At 57.9% G+C, this 16,819-nt stretch carries 16 protein-coding genes; 14 read left to right on the plus strand and 2 right to left on the minus strand.

Going from position 1 to position 16,819, the window contains the following annotated elements:
- Nucleotides 1-48: 48 nt before the first annotated feature.
- Together lysS and Q1A00_RS05120 are read right to left on the minus strand one after the other, a co-directional pair.
- Nucleotides 49-1,176, minus strand: coding sequence for a homocitrate synthase (lysS, locus tag Q1A00_RS05115; RefSeq protein ID WP_298406082.1), 1,128 nt, complete (start codon nucleotides 1,174-1,176; stop codon nucleotides 49-51).
- 522 nt (nucleotides 1,177-1,698) lie between these two features.
- Entirely contained in the window at nucleotides 1,699-2,637 is a 939-nt protein-coding gene (locus Q1A00_RS05120; RefSeq protein WP_298406079.1) for a prohibitin family protein, read from the minus strand.
- A 319-nt stretch (nucleotides 2,638-2,956) separates the two neighbouring features.
- Between Q1A00_RS05120 and Q1A00_RS05125 the strand changes: the two genes are divergently transcribed.
- The 14 genes from Q1A00_RS05125 to Q1A00_RS05190 all read left to right on the plus strand — a co-directional run bounded on the left by Q1A00_RS05125 (nucleotide 2,957) and on the right by Q1A00_RS05190 (nucleotide 16,481).
- A complete protein-coding gene (locus Q1A00_RS05125) occupies nucleotides 2,957-3,277 on the plus strand; it encodes a cupin domain-containing protein (RefSeq protein ID WP_298406078.1) in 321 nt (106 codons plus the stop codon).
- Between the two features lie 10 nt (nucleotides 3,278-3,287).
- A complete protein-coding gene (locus Q1A00_RS05130; protein WP_298406077.1) occupies nucleotides 3,288-4,103 on the plus strand; it encodes a YwiC-like family protein in 816 nt (271 codons plus the stop codon).
- Nucleotides 4,104-4,205: 102 nt separating this feature from the next.
- Nucleotides 4,206-4,427: a DUF2905 domain-containing protein gene (locus tag Q1A00_RS05135; RefSeq protein WP_066791680.1), complete on the plus strand. Its 222-nt coding sequence runs from the start codon at nucleotides 4,206-4,208 to the stop codon at nucleotides 4,425-4,427.
- Between the two features lie 21 nt (nucleotides 4,428-4,448).
- Nucleotides 4,449-5,618: a VLRF1 family aeRF1-type release factor gene (locus Q1A00_RS05140; RefSeq protein ID WP_298406074.1), complete on the plus strand. Its 1,170-nt coding sequence runs from the start codon at nucleotides 4,449-4,451 to the stop codon at nucleotides 5,616-5,618.
- Nucleotides 5,619-5,710: 92 nt separating this feature from the next.
- Nucleotides 5,711-6,640 (plus strand): J domain-containing protein, encoded by a 930-nt coding sequence (locus tag Q1A00_RS05145; protein WP_298406073.1) that lies wholly within the window; start codon nucleotides 5,711-5,713, stop codon nucleotides 6,638-6,640.
- 87 nt (nucleotides 6,641-6,727) lie between these two features.
- The gene (locus tag Q1A00_RS05150; RefSeq protein WP_298406072.1) at nucleotides 6,728-7,915 is read left to right on the plus strand and encodes a trypsin-like peptidase domain-containing protein; all 1,188 of its coding nucleotides are present in this window, start codon (nucleotides 6,728-6,730) and stop codon (nucleotides 7,913-7,915) included.
- A gap of 100 nt (nucleotides 7,916-8,015) precedes the next feature.
- Entirely contained in the window at nucleotides 8,016-8,333 is a 318-nt protein-coding gene (locus Q1A00_RS05155) for a chaperone modulator CbpM (protein WP_298406070.1), read from the plus strand.
- Between the two features lie 14 nt (nucleotides 8,334-8,347).
- The gene (locus tag Q1A00_RS05160) at nucleotides 8,348-8,608 is read left to right on the plus strand and encodes a hypothetical protein (protein ID WP_298406068.1); all 261 of its coding nucleotides are present in this window, start codon (nucleotides 8,348-8,350) and stop codon (nucleotides 8,606-8,608) included.
- Between the two features lie 18 nt (nucleotides 8,609-8,626).
- Nucleotides 8,627-9,034, plus strand: coding sequence for an Hsp20/alpha crystallin family protein (locus tag Q1A00_RS05165; protein ID WP_298406065.1), 408 nt, complete (start codon nucleotides 8,627-8,629; stop codon nucleotides 9,032-9,034).
- The gene (lon, locus tag Q1A00_RS05170) at nucleotides 9,031-11,397 is read left to right on the plus strand and encodes an endopeptidase La (RefSeq protein WP_298406064.1); all 2,367 of its coding nucleotides are present in this window, start codon (nucleotides 9,031-9,033) and stop codon (nucleotides 11,395-11,397) included. Before Q1A00_RS05165 ends, lon begins: the two co-directional genes overlap by 4 nt.
- 458 nt (nucleotides 11,398-11,855) lie before the next feature.
- Nucleotides 11,856-12,662 (plus strand): DsbA family protein, encoded by an 807-nt coding sequence (locus Q1A00_RS05175; RefSeq protein WP_298406063.1) that lies wholly within the window; start codon nucleotides 11,856-11,858, stop codon nucleotides 12,660-12,662.
- Between the two features lie 745 nt (nucleotides 12,663-13,407).
- The gene (gene thpR / locus Q1A00_RS05180) at nucleotides 13,408-13,983 is read left to right on the plus strand and encodes an RNA 2',3'-cyclic phosphodiesterase (RefSeq protein ID WP_298406061.1); all 576 of its coding nucleotides are present in this window, start codon (nucleotides 13,408-13,410) and stop codon (nucleotides 13,981-13,983) included.
- Nucleotides 13,984-14,075: 92 nt separating this feature from the next.
- Nucleotides 14,076-15,104 carry a vitamin K epoxide reductase family protein gene (locus Q1A00_RS05185; protein WP_299755571.1) on the plus strand — a complete coding sequence of 343 codons (1,029 nt, stop codon included), beginning with the start codon at nucleotides 14,076-14,078 and terminating at the stop codon, nucleotides 15,102-15,104.
- Nucleotides 15,105-15,245: 141 nt separating this feature from the next.
- Nucleotides 15,246-16,481 (plus strand): hypothetical protein, encoded by a 1,236-nt coding sequence (locus Q1A00_RS05190; protein WP_298406057.1) that lies wholly within the window; start codon nucleotides 15,246-15,248, stop codon nucleotides 16,479-16,481.
- Nucleotides 16,482-16,819: the final 338 nt, after the last annotated feature.

Below are 16,819 nucleotides of genomic sequence, written 5' to 3' on the forward strand. Positions count from 1 at the left end.
GTCGTATCCTCGTTTGGTTGGTGGCCGCGTGCTATGCGGCCACGGGCGTTATTCGGCGTAGCTATACAAAATTTCGTCGATCATCGCGCCATCAAGATCGTGTTCATCGCCAAGGGCCTTAATACGGGCGGCGGCGGCGCGGGCTTGCGCTTCGCTGAGGGTAATACCCAGCTCGCGGGCTCGTTCGGCGACGGCGTGCCATCCCACTAGGCGATGGGCAATCGCGATTGTGCGTTGGCGGCCAAACCAATTCGGATCGAGCACTTCGTAACTGCGCGGATCGGCCAGCACCGCCTTGGTGTGCATCCCGGCTTTGTGATGGAAGGCGGTAGGGCTAGTGATGCACTGATTGAACGGAATCTCGATCCCGAGCATGGTGGCGACCGTCTCATCAATCTTGGGCAGCAGATCGAGCCGGTACCGCTGCACGCGGGCCGGGTCTACACTAGCCAGCCGGGCGATCATCCCGCTCAGACTAGCAATGCCGTTGCGCTCGCCAATGCCGAGCACCGTCACATCAAGATGGGTCGCGCCGGCTTCAGCAGCGCAGAAGGTATTGGCAATGGCGCAGCCGCTGTCATTATGGCCGTGAAATTCGATGTCGCAATTGACTTCGGCGCGCACTGCGCTGACCACCTCGTAGACTTGCCGTGGCGTGGCGATGCCAACCGTATCGGCGAGGCCGATCCGTTGCACTCCCATTGCCTCAACAGCGCGGTAGATGCGGATCAGGTCGGCGAGATCGGTGCGGAAGCTATCTTCGCTTGAAAAGCGCACTTCGAGGTCGTGGTCACGCAAGAAGCTGATCACCTGTTGCGCTTCTTCCAGAATCTCGCTCAAACTCCGGCCATGGCTGACCGCGCGCAGTGGTTCAGAGGTGGCAAAAAGCAAGTTAGCGCCTTGCGCGCCGTGTTCGACGGCGAGGCGGGCATCGGCCATGTGGCAGCGGATATGGGTGAGGATACGAGCGCGCAAGCCGCGGCGAGCGATGGTGGCGAGATCGCGCGCGCTTTGCGGCGAGGCGGCGGGCGAGGTCATTTCGATGTACTCAACGCCAAAAGCGTCGAGCATCTCGGCGATAGCGATCCGTTGCGCGGTGGTAAAGCGGGCGCTGGCGAACTGTTCGCCTTCGCGCAGGGTCGTATCGACAAAAAACAGGCGCTCAGGCAGCGACATACGGTAGCACCTCTCTTACTTGACAGGAGCCGAAGAGTTCGGGCCGGCAGTAACGTGGCGTGTACGCGATTGGGCTAGTCGTGCGAATCTGTTTCATACGTCCCTCCAGACACAAACAATTAACCCGGCCCACCATTCGGTCTGGCGAGCCGGGTCTTGTCTCTTACGCACAGCAGACAAGCGTAGCTAACCAGACCTTGCGGCCGGCTTCTTCGCGCGCTTGCTCTGCTTGGTAGATGCGTGTATGTTTCTCATAGCGCAGAGAATATATCAGAAGTCGGGTGTGGTGTCAAATGGAGAGTGGGGCGATAAGTGAGCGTAGCCGACGCTGTCGTTCCGCAAGTGGAGGTTCTCATATGCGAGCGCGCGGAGCGCCCGAAGCAATCTCCCGTTTTAGCGGAATGTAATGCGTGAGCAGGATGCTCCTGCTCGTGGGGGAAATTGCCGCGCCGCGCCCTGCGCGGCGCGCAATGACAAGCAAAGAGATGGTCGTTACACACACGTTACCGACGAGCAACGCACTTACGGATTCGGCGCCGCTTCCGTTCCCGCCGGGGCGATGTTCTGTGGTGTCGCGCGCGTGGCTGCCGGCTCGTTCAAGATGTCGTCGGTCGGGATGCTAAGCATCGTCAGTAGACCGTTGTCACCGCCGACAAAGCGGGGCAAGATGCCGTCCCAGCGCTCGATAAAGCGCAGTTGCAGCAATTGTGGTGAAACAACTTCACCAAGCAAGCGCAACGACTCGGCCTCGGCGCGAGCAATTTCGAGCCGAGCCTTAGCTTCTGCCTCAGCACGAGCCACTTGCTGTTGTGCCTCGATCCGTGCGCGCTCTAGCTCGCGCGAAGCGCGTAATGCATCTTGTTCGGCCACTTGCTTGGCTTCAATGGCCCGGGCAAACTCTGGGCTGAAGTTAAAATCGGTGATCGAGACATTCTCGACGATCACGCCACGTGGTAGGAGCCGTTCACTTAACACACTTAAAATCAAATCCGAGACCTCTGGCCGGCGGGTAATCAATTCTTCCGCTGTAAAGCGGGCAGTTGCGGCCTTGATCGCCTCTTGAATAGCGGGATCAACGACTCGCCGTTCGTAGTCAACGCCGATCTCGCGCACGAGCCGGTCAACTTGCGAGGCATCTGGACGATAGTTAATCACAACCTCCGTTGTAACTGTCTGTAAATCGCGCGACGCAGCACTCGAATTCGACACGTAGCGTTGAGTACGCACTTCGACGACGGTTACTGAGGTAATAAACGGCATGCGGAAGTGCAAGCCCTCGTCAAGTATACCGGTAATCTCACCAAACGTCTTTAAGACACCGCGAGTACCAGCTTCAATCGTTGTGACTGCGTTGCTTGCCATAAACACGCCGATCATCGCAATCAGGACAATGGTAATCAGTGCTGATATTGACCATCCTTGCATTGTCGGGGTGGGAAATGATTGACGACTTTGACCCATAGCAATTCTCTTTCTACCTGTATGAAGAAATGACGATGGACATTCCATCTCATCTTTGTCATTTAAGACTCTCATGAGCAGTATACCCTATTATGCTCGGTTAATGATGGGGGGATTTCTCCCACTCTTGATCGGTGGAATCTGTCTCTGGGTTACCGTGCTACGAGGCCTAGCGTGGTGTGGTTGCTCTACGGACAGGCTGTTGCGAACGACATAGATTTGGTATGATGCACTTGATAATGTGTGTTGCTACGAGCCTTGAGCAAAAGCTGCCTATCCTGTAGTGCCTCTCCGTCCAGTGTGTAAGAAGGGAGAAGCGATGAATCTCGCCACAGTTCGCCAGCTCATTGAACAGGTGTCTATCCCGGAGGATGGCACGATCAGCCGAACCATCTACCAAGACGAGACGATCAAAGCAGTGTTATTCGGCTTCGCCGCTGGGCAAGCATTATCGGAGCACACCGCTGCAACGCCGGCAATTCTCCATTTTGTGCAAGGTGAAGCACGGGTAACGCTTGGTCAAGAGGTGATTGATGCTAAGCCCAACACGTGGGTGCATATGCCAGCGCATTTGCCGCACAGTATTCAGGCGCGTACACCGGTGATCATGTTGTTGCTGTTGCTCAGAGGATTACGGTAAGGATGTGCAGATGCAAAGCGATAATCAAGTAGCAGTAGCGAAATCATCACAAGTACGTTTGCGACCGATCGCTTTGCCGGTCGAGCACGGCGGTTGGGGCTTGTTGGCAGCGCCGGTGCTATTAGGGCTGTGGCTGGCCCCATCGCTGGCTGGAATTGGGTTGAGCATAGCTGCATTAGGCGCGTTTCTGACCCGTCAGCCGTTGAAGTTGGCGTTTGGTGATTACCAGCGCGGTAAACGGTATCCACGCACCGTCTGGGCCGAGCGCTTTGCGCTGGGGTACGGCGCGATCGCGCTGACTGGCCTTGGCGTAGCAATCAGCACCGCAGCAGCGCCGGTTTGGTTGCCGATCGCGCTGGCAGTCCCCTTTGCATTGGGCCAATTGTTCTTCGATCTGCGCAAAGAGAGTCGCGCGCTAGCCGCCGAGCTGTGCGGCGCAGTGGCGATCAGTGCGTTGGCGGCGGCAATCATGATGGCAAATGGCTGGCCGGCATCGCGAGCGTTGTTGGCATGGATGCTGCTGGCTTTACAAGCCGTCACCGCGATCATCTATGTCCGGATTCGCTTACGCCTCGCCCGCAACGAACCGGCACACCGCGCGCCGGCATTTTGGTGGCATGGCGCTGCCTTGGGGTTGGTGGGCGGATTGGTGATCGCAGGCTGGATCGGCTGGCCCGTGCTGGTAGCCTTTGGGTTGCTAGGGTTGCGCTGTTGGATTGGGCTGTTGCCGCGTAGCCTGTCTACGCCGACGCCGTTGGTCGGCGGGCAAGAGGTGCTGGCAAGCCTGATCACGGTTGCCGGAATCGCTCTCGGCATGCATTTCTAACACATTATTAGCACCTCGTTGACCGCCAGCTAATATCATTTCACCATAATACCAAAGCAGACAAATATTGGGGCGTTCGTCTGCCCGTTATGAGGTGCAGCCATGACCGAGCTAGGACGTTGGTTGATCGGCGCCGGGGTGGTGTTGATCGTGATCGGGCTGGTAGTGTTAGCTGCCGGCCGTTTACCGTGGCTAGGCCGGCTGCCCGGCGATATTTTGATCGAACGCGATAATCTAACCATCTTTATTCCACTCGGCACTATGCTGGTGGTGAGTCTGGTGTTGACCGTCATTGCCAATCTCATTGCGCGTTGGTGGCGGTAATCACCAGAAAGGAAGGAATATATGATCGATCGCGACACAGTGCAACAGATCCGAGCCGAGTTGGGAGCGTTGCAGCCGCCGGTGCTGTCGTTGTATGTTGAGGTCGATCCTACGCAGCCAGACAATGCGCGACGGGCATGGGAGTTGCGGGCGCGCAATGCGGTGAAGGCGCTGGCCGCGCCGGCTGCGGTAGAGCAGGCGGTAATCACCGCGCTCGAGGCAGAGTTTGCCCCCGAAGCGCGCACGTTAGCGATCTTTGCGGCTGAGCTTGCAAATTCGCAGGTCGCGATAACGCGCTTGCCGCTGCACATCGCGCTGCCGCTGCTCGATTTGAGCAATGGCCGGGTAGAGGCGCGTTGGGGCGAGCCGTACATTACCCCGATCATCTATGCGCTTGACCAATACGAGCGCGCGGCGGTCGTTTGGTTGCGCGGCGAGGGCTGGCGCTTCTATGAGGTCTTTTTGGGCGAGATTGTCGAGCATACCGATGTCTTCCGCAGCGTCGAGGCCGATCTCTGGCGCGAAGTCGATCAGTTTGACCCACAGCGGTTGCGTGAGCGGTTGCGTGCGCAGGCAATGGGTAACCGCGATCGCTTCGCGCGCCGGATGGAGAATATCGCGGCGCGCTACTTGCAACGCTTGGCAGGTTTGACCGAGCGGGCATTGGCCCACTTCGGCATTCGCCGACTGGTTTTGCTCGGCCGGGATGAGGCAACGAAGCAATTTGCAGCACTGTTGCCGCGTACCGTCCAGCAGATGGTGGTGGCCCACGTGGCTGATCTGCCTCACCCCGACGCAGCGCCGGCCCATGTGCTGGCAAAAGTCTTACCGGCGCTTGAATATGTCGAACAGGTTCATGAGCAAGAGTTACTTGATCAGGTGATGCGCCAACCCGGCGTATGGGGCATTGATCCGGTGTTGGCTGCGCTGCAAGAAGGCCGGCTGAGCGTCTTGTTGGCACCGTGGCGGCTCAACGAGCAGGTATGGCTGGCTGGCAACGGTTTGTTGGCCGGTAGCCGTGAGCAGGCGATGATACTGGAGCCCGAAACACAACCGCAACCGATTGCCTTGCGTGATGTGCTGGTTGACGCCTGCACTGCCTTTGCGACCCGGCTTGAATTTATGTCGGGTGTAGCCGAAGAGCGATTGCTGCGCGATTTCAGCGGGTTGGCCGGCATCTTGCGCTGGTAATCCGGCGTATGAGGGCTGTCGGACCTGCGGCGCAATAGTGAGGTCGTGCGGTTGCGCTACCTATATCACATCATTGAGATGGTACAAATACTATGGAATTCAAAGATTATTATGCCATCTTGGGCCTTAGCCCCGATGCTGACGATCAGGCGATTAAGCAAGCCTACCGCAAACTGGCGCGGCAATACCATCCTGACGTCAATCCGGGTGACAAGAAAGCCGAAGAGCGCTTCAAAGAGATTAACGAAGCCTATCAGGCGCTGAGCGATCCTGAACGGCGGCGCAAGTACGACGAGTTGCGCTCGTACTATCAGCGCTGGCAGCGTAGCGGCGGGCGCGGCGATTTCAACTGGAGCCAATGGCAGGCGGCGCCGGGTCAGCAGGTGTACACTTATAATGTCTCGCCCGAAGACCTTGAAGACCTATTTGGAGCTGATAGTCCCTTCTCTGACTTCTTCAGCTCGATCTTTGGGCAGCCGCAATTCCGCCGGCCTAGCCGTCCGGCCCGCGGGCGCGACCTCGAAGCGCCGGTGACGGTTTCCCTAGAAGAGGCCTTTTCTGGCACGACGCGCTCGCTGCAAGTTGGCGACCGGCGGATCGAAGCGCGCATTCCGCGAGGGGTGCGTACCGGTACCCGTGTGCGCCTAAGTGGGCAGGGCGCTGCTGGCATTGGTGGCGGCCCAGCCGGCGATCTCTATCTGGTGGTCGAAGTCGAGCCGCATCCGCAGTTTGAGCGTGACGGCGATGATTTGACCACCACGATCGAGGTTGATGCCTTTACGGCAGCGGTAGGCGGCGAGGTGCGCGTGCCGACGATCGATGGCACGGTGACGCTCAAGATTCCACCGCGTACCCAAGCTGATAAGGTCTTCCGGTTGCGTGGCAAGGGTATGCCAAAGCTAGAAAACCCGTCTGAACGCGGTGACCTGTTTGCGCGGGTGAAGTTGGTGTTACCAGAACCGTTGAGCGATGCTGAATTGCATACGTTGCGCGAGTTGATCCGTAATCGCAAGCGTTCGTGACAGTATCCGGCCAGTGAAGCCGCCCGTCCGTGCGGCTCTAGTGGCCGTGCGATTCCAACAAGAAATAAAATTGCCACGAGGTTTTCTATGTCGCCACAACCCGGTCGCGGTCGTTGGATCGTGTTATTCATCGAATTGATATTGCTGGCCGTTATCGCCGGCGCGTTTATATGGACAGCGTTTGCCGGCAATCGTCCGGCGGCGGTGGCTATTGCGCCTTCACCGACCCCGGTGGTTGTTGGAGCACCGACGATTATCCCGCTGACCGCGACCGATCTAGAAGCCCAGATCGCGGCTGTCTACCGCGAGGCCGGGCCGAGTGTTGTCAATATTACCAGCCGCTCGATTAGTTATGACTTTTTCTTCAATCCGGTGCCACGCCAAGGGAGCGGATCAGGCTTCTTTTACGATACCTTAGGGCACATCATCACCAACTATCACGTGATTGCCGATGCCAATGAATTGCAGGTAACGTTGGCCGATGGCCGCACAGTACCGGCGCAGATCGCGGGCAGCGATCCGTCAAACGATTTAGCCGTAATCAAAGTTGATCTGCCGGCTAACGAGATTCGCCCGTTGCCGATCGGCGACTCGACGCAGGTCTATGTCGGCCAATTTGTGCTCGCGCTTGGCAACCCGTTCGGGCTAGAGCGCACCCTCACGTTCGGCATCGTCAGCGCCTTGGGCCGCGTGATCGAAAGCCCGAACCAGCGCTTCATTGGCGAGGTGATCCAGTCAGATGTCGCGATCAATCCGGGCAACTCTGGCGGGCCGCTGCTCGATTTGTCGGGGCGGGTGATTGGGGTGAATTCGGCCATCCTCAGCCCTAGTGGAGCTAATGCCGGTATCGGCTTCGCAATCTCGGCGCGCACGGTGCAGCGGGTCGTGCCGGTCTTGATCCGCGAGGGGCGTTATCCACACCCGTCACTGGGCGTGCGCGTGATCGAACTGACTCCCCAGCGGGCTGCGCTCTTCGAGCGGGCCGGAATGCGATTGCCGGTGACTCAGGGATTGTTGATTGCCGAATTAGTGGCCGACGGCCCGGCGGCGCGGGCCGGTTTGCGCGGCCCCAACCGGTTAGGGCGGGTTGGCAATTGGAACTTGCCGATTGGCGGGGATGTGATTGTGTCTATCAATGGCCGATCTATTACCACTACTCAGGAATTGCTGGTGTATTTGGAAACGGAAACCAAAGTCGGTGAAACCGTGCAGGTGACATTCATCCGTGATGGCCGCGAACAGACCCTGCCGGTGACGTTGGCCGAATTACGATAACCCTTGTAGGGACGAAGCACTGCTTCGTCCACCCATAGCGAAACAGTGCTTCGTCTACCGATAGTGAAGCAGTGCTTCGCCACACGAGGAGACGCCGCCTATGTTAGTGCGACGCATGAGTTTAGAGGAACTGTCACGTGTCGTTGGGCTGCCAGTATCGGTGCTTCAACATCTTGCAGAGTTGGGGTACATTCACCCAATTCCCCAATTGCCGGCAGCCGAATTTGATGAATTGCGCCGGATACGCCGGCTGATTGACGATCTAGAAGTGCCTGTCGATGTCATCGATCTTGTATTGAGCATGCGCTGGCGTATGTTGGCAATGCAACGCGAAATTGCCCGCTTGCGCGCCGAGTTGGCTTACCGGCGCGCACTCGATCGCGTCACCACGTGGGTTGACGCCGATTGGTATGAATGAAAGGAGGTGGAGCAATGCCGGTCTATTCGATCGATTTTCGCCCATTTGATTACATCACTGCCGAACTCTCGGCGCTCTGGTGGTTTTACCTCTCGCAAGGGATTGCGTTGGTGGTGCTCGGCGTAGCAGTGATCATTTGGCCTGAGCTATTGGCATACCTTGCCGCAGTGTTCTTCATTGCAATTGGCGTGGTCTTGCTCGTATTGGGTTGGCGGGTGCGTCAGGTCACACGGCGGTACGAACTCTTTAAGCGCTCGTTCCTTATCGAGCCATAACTGTAAAGGAAGCAAACAATGAGCGATTCGTCGTACATTCGCATTCTACGCAGCCGGTTACCGTATGCCCAATTCGACAGCCGGCCATGGTCGCCGCCCTTGAACGTCTTTGAGACCGATCGTGAAATGGTGCTGGTGATCGAGCTGGCCGGCGTTGATCCGGCCACCTTGCAGATCGAAGCCTACCCAGAGGTCGTTCGCATTGCCGGCGCACGCCAATTGTCGTTGCCGGCGGGGTTGCGCCGTCTGCACCGTATGGAAATTGCCGCCGGCGTGTTTCAGATCGAAGTGCCGTTCGAGCGCCTGATTGATCCCGAACAGACCAGCGCCCGCTCAATCCATGGCCTGCTCGAAATTCACCTGCCCTTCGCCGGGCGTGCGCTGCGGCAGGTAGTGATTCCGGTGTTGGAGGGAGAACGACCGTGAGTGAACCAATCCCTATTCCCCGTCCGGCAACACCGGAAATACCCGAAGTTTTGCCGGTTTTGCCGATCAATAATGCTGTGCTCTTTCCCGGCATGTTTTTGCCGTTGGTGGTGAGTGGCGACGCTTGGGTGAAGTTGGTTGATGAAGCGGCGCTCTCAACTAAGACCATTGGCGTCTTTCGCCGAGCGCACGCGAGCGAGGAGTTTGATCCGGCGGCGTTGGCGCCTACCGGCACGGCGGCGGTGATTGTGCGCATGATGCGGATGCCGCAGGGTGGCGTGCAGTTGCTGCTCCAAGGGCAGGCTCGCATCAAGGTGCAGCACTGGGTGTCGCTTAAGCCATACCCGCAAGCGCGGGTCAGCATCTCGCGCGATCCGGTTGATGTGCCGGTGGAGGTGTCGGGTTTGGCGCGGGCCGCCTTGGCCGGTTTCCAGCAGATCGTTGAGCTTAGCCCGAATCTGCCCGATGAATTGGCGATGGCGGCGGCTAATGCGCCCCATCCCGGTATGCTGGCCGACCTGATTGCGGCTAATCTCAACCTCAACCTTGACGATCAGCAGGCGGTGCTCGATATGCTCGAGGTCACCGAGCGATTGCAGCACGTGCTGCGCCTGCTCGAACGGGAGCGTGAAATTTTGATGATCGGGCGCAAGGCGCAGGAAGAGGTCTCGAAGAACCAGCGCGAGTATGTCTTGCGCCAGCAGCTTGAGGCAATTAAGCGTGAACTTGGCGAGACTGACGATCACGCTGCCGAAATTGCCGAGCTACGCCGGCGGCTGGAAGAAGCTAACCTGCCTGCCGAAGCGCGCCAAGAGGCCGAGCGAGAATTAACTCGGTTAGAGCGGATGCCACCCGGTGCGGCTGAGTATACCGTCGCTCGGACGTATCTCGATTGGATCCTCGATCTGCCGTGGCACAACAGCACGGTTGACAATCTCGATATGACGCGGGCGCGGCAAGTGCTTGATGAGGATCACTACGACCTTGAACGGATCAAAGAGCGGATCGTCGAGTATCTGGCGGTGCGTAAGTTGCGGCAGGAAGAGGGTGCTAACAGCGAAGCACGCGGGCCTATCCTCTGTTTTGTCGGCCCGCCCGGTGTAGGGAAGACGAGTCTGGGTGCCTCGATTGCCCGTGCCCTTGAGCGCAAGTTTGTGCGTGTTGCGTTGGGTGGTGTGCGCGACGAAGCTGAGATCCGTGGTCACCGTCGTACCTACATCGGCGCACTGCCCGGGCGGATCATCCAAGGTCTCAGTCGTGCCGGCAGCAATAACCCGGTCATCCTGCTGGATGAAGTTGATAAACTCAGCATCGGCTTTCAGGGTGATCCGGCGGCGGCGTTGCTTGAAGTGCTTGACCCTGAGCAAAACGTCGCTTTTGTTGATCGCTATCTCGATGTGCCGTTCGATCTGAGCAAAGTGCTCTTCGTTTGCACTGCCAACCGCGCTGACACTATCCCGCCGGCGCTGCTCGACCGGATGGAGTTGCTCGAACTGTCGGGTTATACCGAGCAAGAGAAGCTTGAAATTGCGCGCCGGTATCTGATTCCGCGTCAGCGGAACGAGCAGGGGATGGCGGCACGTGGCCCAGAACTCACGACGGCTGCGGTACAACGGCTGATTCGCGAATATACCCACGAGGCCGGTGTGCGTGATCTCGAACGGCGCATCGGCGCGGTGTATCGCAAGATGGCGACCCGGCTGGCCGAAAACCAAGAGTTGCCGGCTCAGATTGACGCCGCCGATCTCGATGAACTGCTCGGTCCGCCACGCTTCCGTAGCGAGACGTTGCTCGGCGAGAACGAGGTGGGTGTTGTTACCGGCCTTGCATGGACACCAGCCGGCGGTGATGTGCTCTTCGTCGAGGTGAGTGTGATCCCCGGCAACGGCCAGTTGATCCTCACCGGCCAATTAGGTGATGTGATGAAAGAATCGGCCCGGGCGGCGTTAACTTATGCTCGTTCGCGGGCCACTGAGTTGGGTATCGAGAGTGAGGTCTTCCAAAAGAGCGACATTCACATTCACGTGCCCGCTGGTGCTGTCCCTAAAGATGGCCCCTCAGCCGGCATTACTATCACCAGCGCGCTTGTCTCGGCGCTCACCAAGCGCGAAGTGGACAAGCGGATCGCGATGACCGGCGAGGTGACATTGCGCGGGAAAGTCTTGCCGATTGGCGGGGTGAAAGAGAAATTGCTGGCCGCGCAGCGGGCCGGTGTGCGCAAGGTGCTGTTGCCCGCCGAAAACGAGATCGATCTGCGCGAAGTGCCCGCCGAAGCTAAAGAACAGCTCGAAATTGTGCTGGTCAAGCACATGGACGAAGTGCTGCGCGAGCTTGGTCTCGTTGCTGCGCCGGTGAGCGGGTAAGGATTATGGAGTGCGGCGGGTCAACTGCCGCATCTCAATACTCCTATGCGCAGCGCAGCCATCTGCCGCGAGCATGAGCGATGATCGTGCCCCACTCCCACGAGGGGAGAGGTAAGGGACTCGCTCCTCCAACGGGGGAAGGCTGAGGTGGGGGCTGTGTTCCGCTGCTCCCTCTCTGTCTATGTGCGTCACGCCGAGCGCGGTGACGCCCTTCCTCGCTTGCCCCTCTGTCATTGCGAGTCGCCGGAGGCGGCGAAGTAGTCCCCGCGAGCACGGGAGCTACCCGCTCAGTGTCTGTTGCTGTCGAAAGAGGAGATTGCTTCGGTCGGGTGCCACCTAGCGCGGCTGGGTGCCGCCACTCCCTCGCAATGATATTTTTGTGGGCCGGAAATGGTCGCGGGCAAGGTATGGTATGCTTTTCTTGCTTGCCACTTTGTCGTTAAACAAAGGCTCGCGCTATGGCCTATTATCAAAGTCGCTCAGTAAACGCAATTCGTGCCTTCATCTTCTTCCTCGTCTTTCTTACCGGCTGCACCGCAACCGCGAATCTTCCCACACCCTCACCCACGATTGCGCGCTTACCAACGGTTACCCCTGAACCGCCGGCAGTGCCAGCACCCACTGCGCGCGTCATCCGCTTGGGGGAAACGCCCTTGCCAACGCCATCACTGACCGTGACGCCAACGCCGGCCATCACCGAAAACGGCGTTCTCACCGCGAGCATGGCCCGCCTTGGCCTCAGCGCTGAACCCTACGCCGTGCTCGGTGATCCCGCCGCGCCGGTGACTATCGTTGAATTCACCGATTTCGGCTGCCCCTTCTGTCGTCGCCACCACCTTCTCACCTTCCACACGTTGGTTGAAGAATTTATTGCGACCGGGAATGTCTTCTACGTCGTCAAGCACATGCCGGTCAGTAGTCCGCAAGGGGAACGTGCTGCGCTGGCGGCGCTCTGCGCTGGCGAACAAGGCCACTACTGGGAGATGCACAATGCCCTCTTTGCCGCTAGTGAAGCATGGCAACGCGACGCGGCCACAGCGCAGCGCCACATTGAGGCCATCGTTGCCGAGCTTGGCCTCGATGCAGCGGCGTTACAAGTCTGCACCGAACGCGCCGAGACCAAAGCCGTCATTGCCCGCCATGTCAGCGAGGCGCATGCCTTGCGTGTCTTCGGCACGCCGGTCTTTTTTGTCAACGACCGTCTGCTGGCCGGTGCACAGCCGATTGAGGTCTGGCGGGAGGTGTTGGCTGGGAGTAGAGAGTAGCAAGAGATTGATGTAGGCAGAATGACAATAGTTGAGCGCACGAATGATCGTTCACTGGCGTTTTTGCCGTCGCCGTAACCAGCGCTCAACCGATGTCGCGCGCTCATTTGGAACGTTTCTCGGCAATAATCCCTCAATACCAATATCTTCGTCTAGATCCGGTCGGTGGATGCCGTAGCCGGCGCTGCTGATTTAGAAGTTGGCACGTTCTGCTGGTGTGCCACACGCTAAGCGCGGATACTATGCAATTGGCGCTGAAATAGTTCGCCCACCTTCCCAATTAACCGTAAGAGTGTTATCGCTGATCGAAGCTTACCTTATTCTAGGTAGGGTGATCGTGATAGAAATTGGCCCTACTCATAGCGTAATATCTCTAGGTTTGAACAGACGATTCGTTCAATATCGCGTAACTCTTTGTAGTTGTAACCTCGATTTTCTGCCAACCTCATATCAGGATCAAGCTAGAACTTAGCAATGAGGTTATCATGATCTATATGAATATGGTGAGTTTCATCACGATCATACAAATAAACGTGTGATCGATATGGTCTAACACGTAATACGATTGGCATGATAGTAGATTTTTGTAGGTTGGGCGCTGGATGGATTAATTATTATTCCGCCTTTTCACGCGGATTTCACCAATCGTCTTCAACAGTATCATGCCGTTACTCGCTGATGTAAAAGGCAGTTGCTTTTTGTTGTACAATAGCATCGGATTTGCCGGAAGCTTCACCATACAGCTATGTCTGATCCATCGCCGACTGCTGAACCAACTATGCGCCTTTTCATTGCGCTTGACCTCCCGGACGAGGTCCGCCGTGAGTTGCGCGATGTGCAGATGCGCCTCAGTGCTCATAGCCGAGCTGTGCGCTGGAGTGACCCGGTCGGTATGCATCTCACCCTCCACTTTCTCGGTGAGACGCCAGAACGGTTAGTGGAACCGTTGCTGGTCGGGATGCGCACTATTGCTGCGCCAGCTTTGCGTCTCAGCCTCGACCGGCTGGGTTGTTTTCCGCCAACCGGTTCGTTGCGCGTCGTTTGGGTTGGTCTCAGCGGCGATCTGGCTGGTCTAGAGGCGCTGTTCCAATCGCTTGTCAGCGTTGTTCAGTCGGTTGGTTTGCCCACCGATCCCCGCCCCTTTACCCCTCACATCACCCTTGCTCGTGCCCGCCCCGCAGCCACGCCGGCTGAGCTGCGCGCCCTCCGCGCGGCGTTGCCCGCGGTCGTTCCCCAACCTCTCACGTGGCAGAGCGAGCGCCCCATCCTCTTCCGCAGCCAACTGACTCCGCGCGGCGCAATCTATACGCCGTTGGGCTAGTTGCGTAATTTGTACTTATTCGTTGGGTGATTTGTGCTACTCACTCGCTATGGCAACCAATATCATGCATGTAATGCTGAAAGGAGGTTGTCATGGCTCTACGTGGTTTTGGGCTGATGCTGGTAGTGTTGATCGCTTTGCTCGGCGTGTCGCCGGCGTTCGCACAGGCCCCGGTTGCTCGCGCCGTCCTTTTTTATTCGCCAACCTGCCCGCATTGTCACGTCGTGCTCGATGAAGTGTTGCCGCCGTTGCAGGCCCGCTATGGTAGCCAGTTGCAAATCCTCACGATAGATGTGACGACTCCTACTGGGAAGTCGTTGTACAGTGCGGCATTGCAAACCTTTGCTGTCCCTACTGGCCGCCAAGGAGTACCGGCCTTGTTGTTTGGCCAAACCCATCTGGTTGGCAGTGATGAGATCCCGGCCCGCCTGTCCGGTTTGATCGAACAGGCGCTCGCCGCCGGCGGGAATGCATGGCCGGCCATCCCCGGCATCGAGCCGCTGACGGCGACGTTTGAGGCGGGTGCTGCACCGGTTGCGCCACCGGCATCGTCGCCATTCAGTCGTGATCCGTTCGCCAATACGCTCGCGTTATTGGTGTTGACTGGAATGACCATTGCGTTCTTTGTCGCCGTTACGCGCCTACGCTGGCCCTTCGACTGGCCATTGCTCGGCATCCGCTTGCGCTGGATTCCGGTCTTGGCAGCGGTAGGCGTGTTGTTGGCGGGCTATCTGGCCTTCATTGAAGTGAACCAGCAAAGCGCGGTCTGTGGGCCGGTCGGCGATTGCAATACCGTTCATCAGAGTGCGTATGCCCGGTTGTTCGGTATTCCGGTGGGTTTGATTGGTTTGGCTGGCTATCTCGCAATCATTGTGGCATGGCTGCTCGATCACTTTGCGCATCTCCGCCTTGCCCGCCAAGCGTTAGTCGTAATGGCGCTGGCCGGTACGCTCTTCTCGCTCTACCTCACCTTTCTTGAGCCGTTTGTGATTGGGGCAACGTGTCTGTGGTGTCTGTTGTCGGCTATGACAATGACTGCACTGCTGTGGTTGGTCGCGGCGCCGGCGCCGCAACATGTTGCCCGTGGCCGGCGTTCGTTGACCGCTGCCAAAGGCCGATAACTGGCGTGATCAACCACCGGTGTGGGGCGACGGATGCGTCGCCCTATTTTGTTGGGCGAATTGTGTAACCTTCACCCAATATATTGCATCTTATGGGCAAAAGGTCAAAATATCTGTGACAAGTAGGGAGGTTGCCTATCTATGAGTCAGTTGATCAGTCGTTTGACGGGATTGCGGACACTCGGCGAGCAGTATGTGCCGACCTACTTTTTGGCGGCGCTTGGTAATGGTGGGATGACCATTACCTTCTTCATCTGGTTGAACTTTCTCGTTCCCCATCCAAAAACTCCCATTGTAACGTTCGATAGCATTGCTGCTCTCTGGGCGAAGTCGGATCTCGTCGGGCAGGCACTCTTGCTGTTGGCGATGGCTGGTATTGCGCTCTTCGCTATCCGCCATGTCCAGTCGTTGATCTGGAATCTGAGCGAGTTTGCTCGTTTCCGCCGCAGCAGTGCGCATATACAACTGCGCGAAACCAACGGTGCAGTGATGTTGATGACTCTGCCGCTGACACTGGCGATGACGATTAACGTGCTCTTTGTGCTCGGTGCGGTGTTTGTGCCCGGTCTGTGGAACGTGGTTGAATATCTCTTCCCCTTCTCGTTGGCGGCCTTCTTTGCCGTGGGTGTGCTGGCCCTGCGCACCTTCGCCGACATCTTTGGTCGCGCGATTGTTACTGGCCATTTCGACTGTACGCGCAACAACAACTTGACCCAGTTGATGGCATCCTTCGCCTTCGCAATGGTTGGCGTTGGACTGGCGGCGCCAGCGGCGATGAGCACGGTCAAGCTGACGATCGGCATCGCGATGCTCGGCTCGATCTTTTTCATCTCGGCGGCGATTGTGCTGGCGCTGGTGCTGCTGGTGTTGGGTGTGCGGGCAATGTTGACCAGCGGGCTAGCGGTTGAGGCAGCGCCAAGCCTGTGGATGCCAATCCCGCTCATAACCCTGATCGGCATTGCCTTCTTGCGCATTAGCCACGGCCTACACAGTGGCTTTGAGCTGCACATTGAAGCGCCGCACCGGTTGTTGATGACGGCGGTCTTCTTTAGCCTGCAACTCTTGGCCGGTCTGTTCGGTTGGTCGGTGTTGCAGCGGGTGGGTTACTTCCGTACCTATCTGAACGGCCCGGCTCGTAGTCCCGGTTCCTACGGCCTGATTTGCCCGGCAGTTGGCCTGTTTGTATTCGGCATGTTCTTCCTGCACGTTGGCTTGGTGCAGAACGGGTTGGTTGAGAAGTTCTCACCGGTCTATTTCGTCTTGCTGGTAGCCCTCGCCGTTGTGCAGATACTCGGTATTGTGACGATGTTCCGACTGGATCGCCGCCTGCTGTTAGTGCCGGCGAAGGCGATGGCTGAAGCCGAGAGTGCGGCCTAGGTTGGTTTGAGCGTGTGTCTGAACCATACGCATTATGGAGGCCCAGAGGCGTGAAATGCGGTGGCAAGATGTCGCGGCCATGATCTTCACTCCTCTGATGCCCAGAGGATAACCGGCATCCACACTTTTTCTGAAGTTTGCTAAGTGCATAGATTGCCCGTGCTGCGGTATCTTGTAGCAGTACGGGCGTCTAGATTTCTACCAATTCCCTCGGTAATGCTTAGTGCGGTAAATTGGCCGGCGTCGTTTGGCCCTTGCAACGCAAAGATTTCACCGCGATTGACCCTCAGCGATGTCCCCTGAGTGCTTGGACAGTGCCGTAGCTTTTGGTAGTTGGT

Origin of the sequence: uncultured Chloroflexus sp. (genome assembly GCF_938091255.1) — a bacterium.
Lineage (GTDB): Bacteria > Chloroflexota > Chloroflexia > Chloroflexales > Chloroflexaceae > Chloroflexus.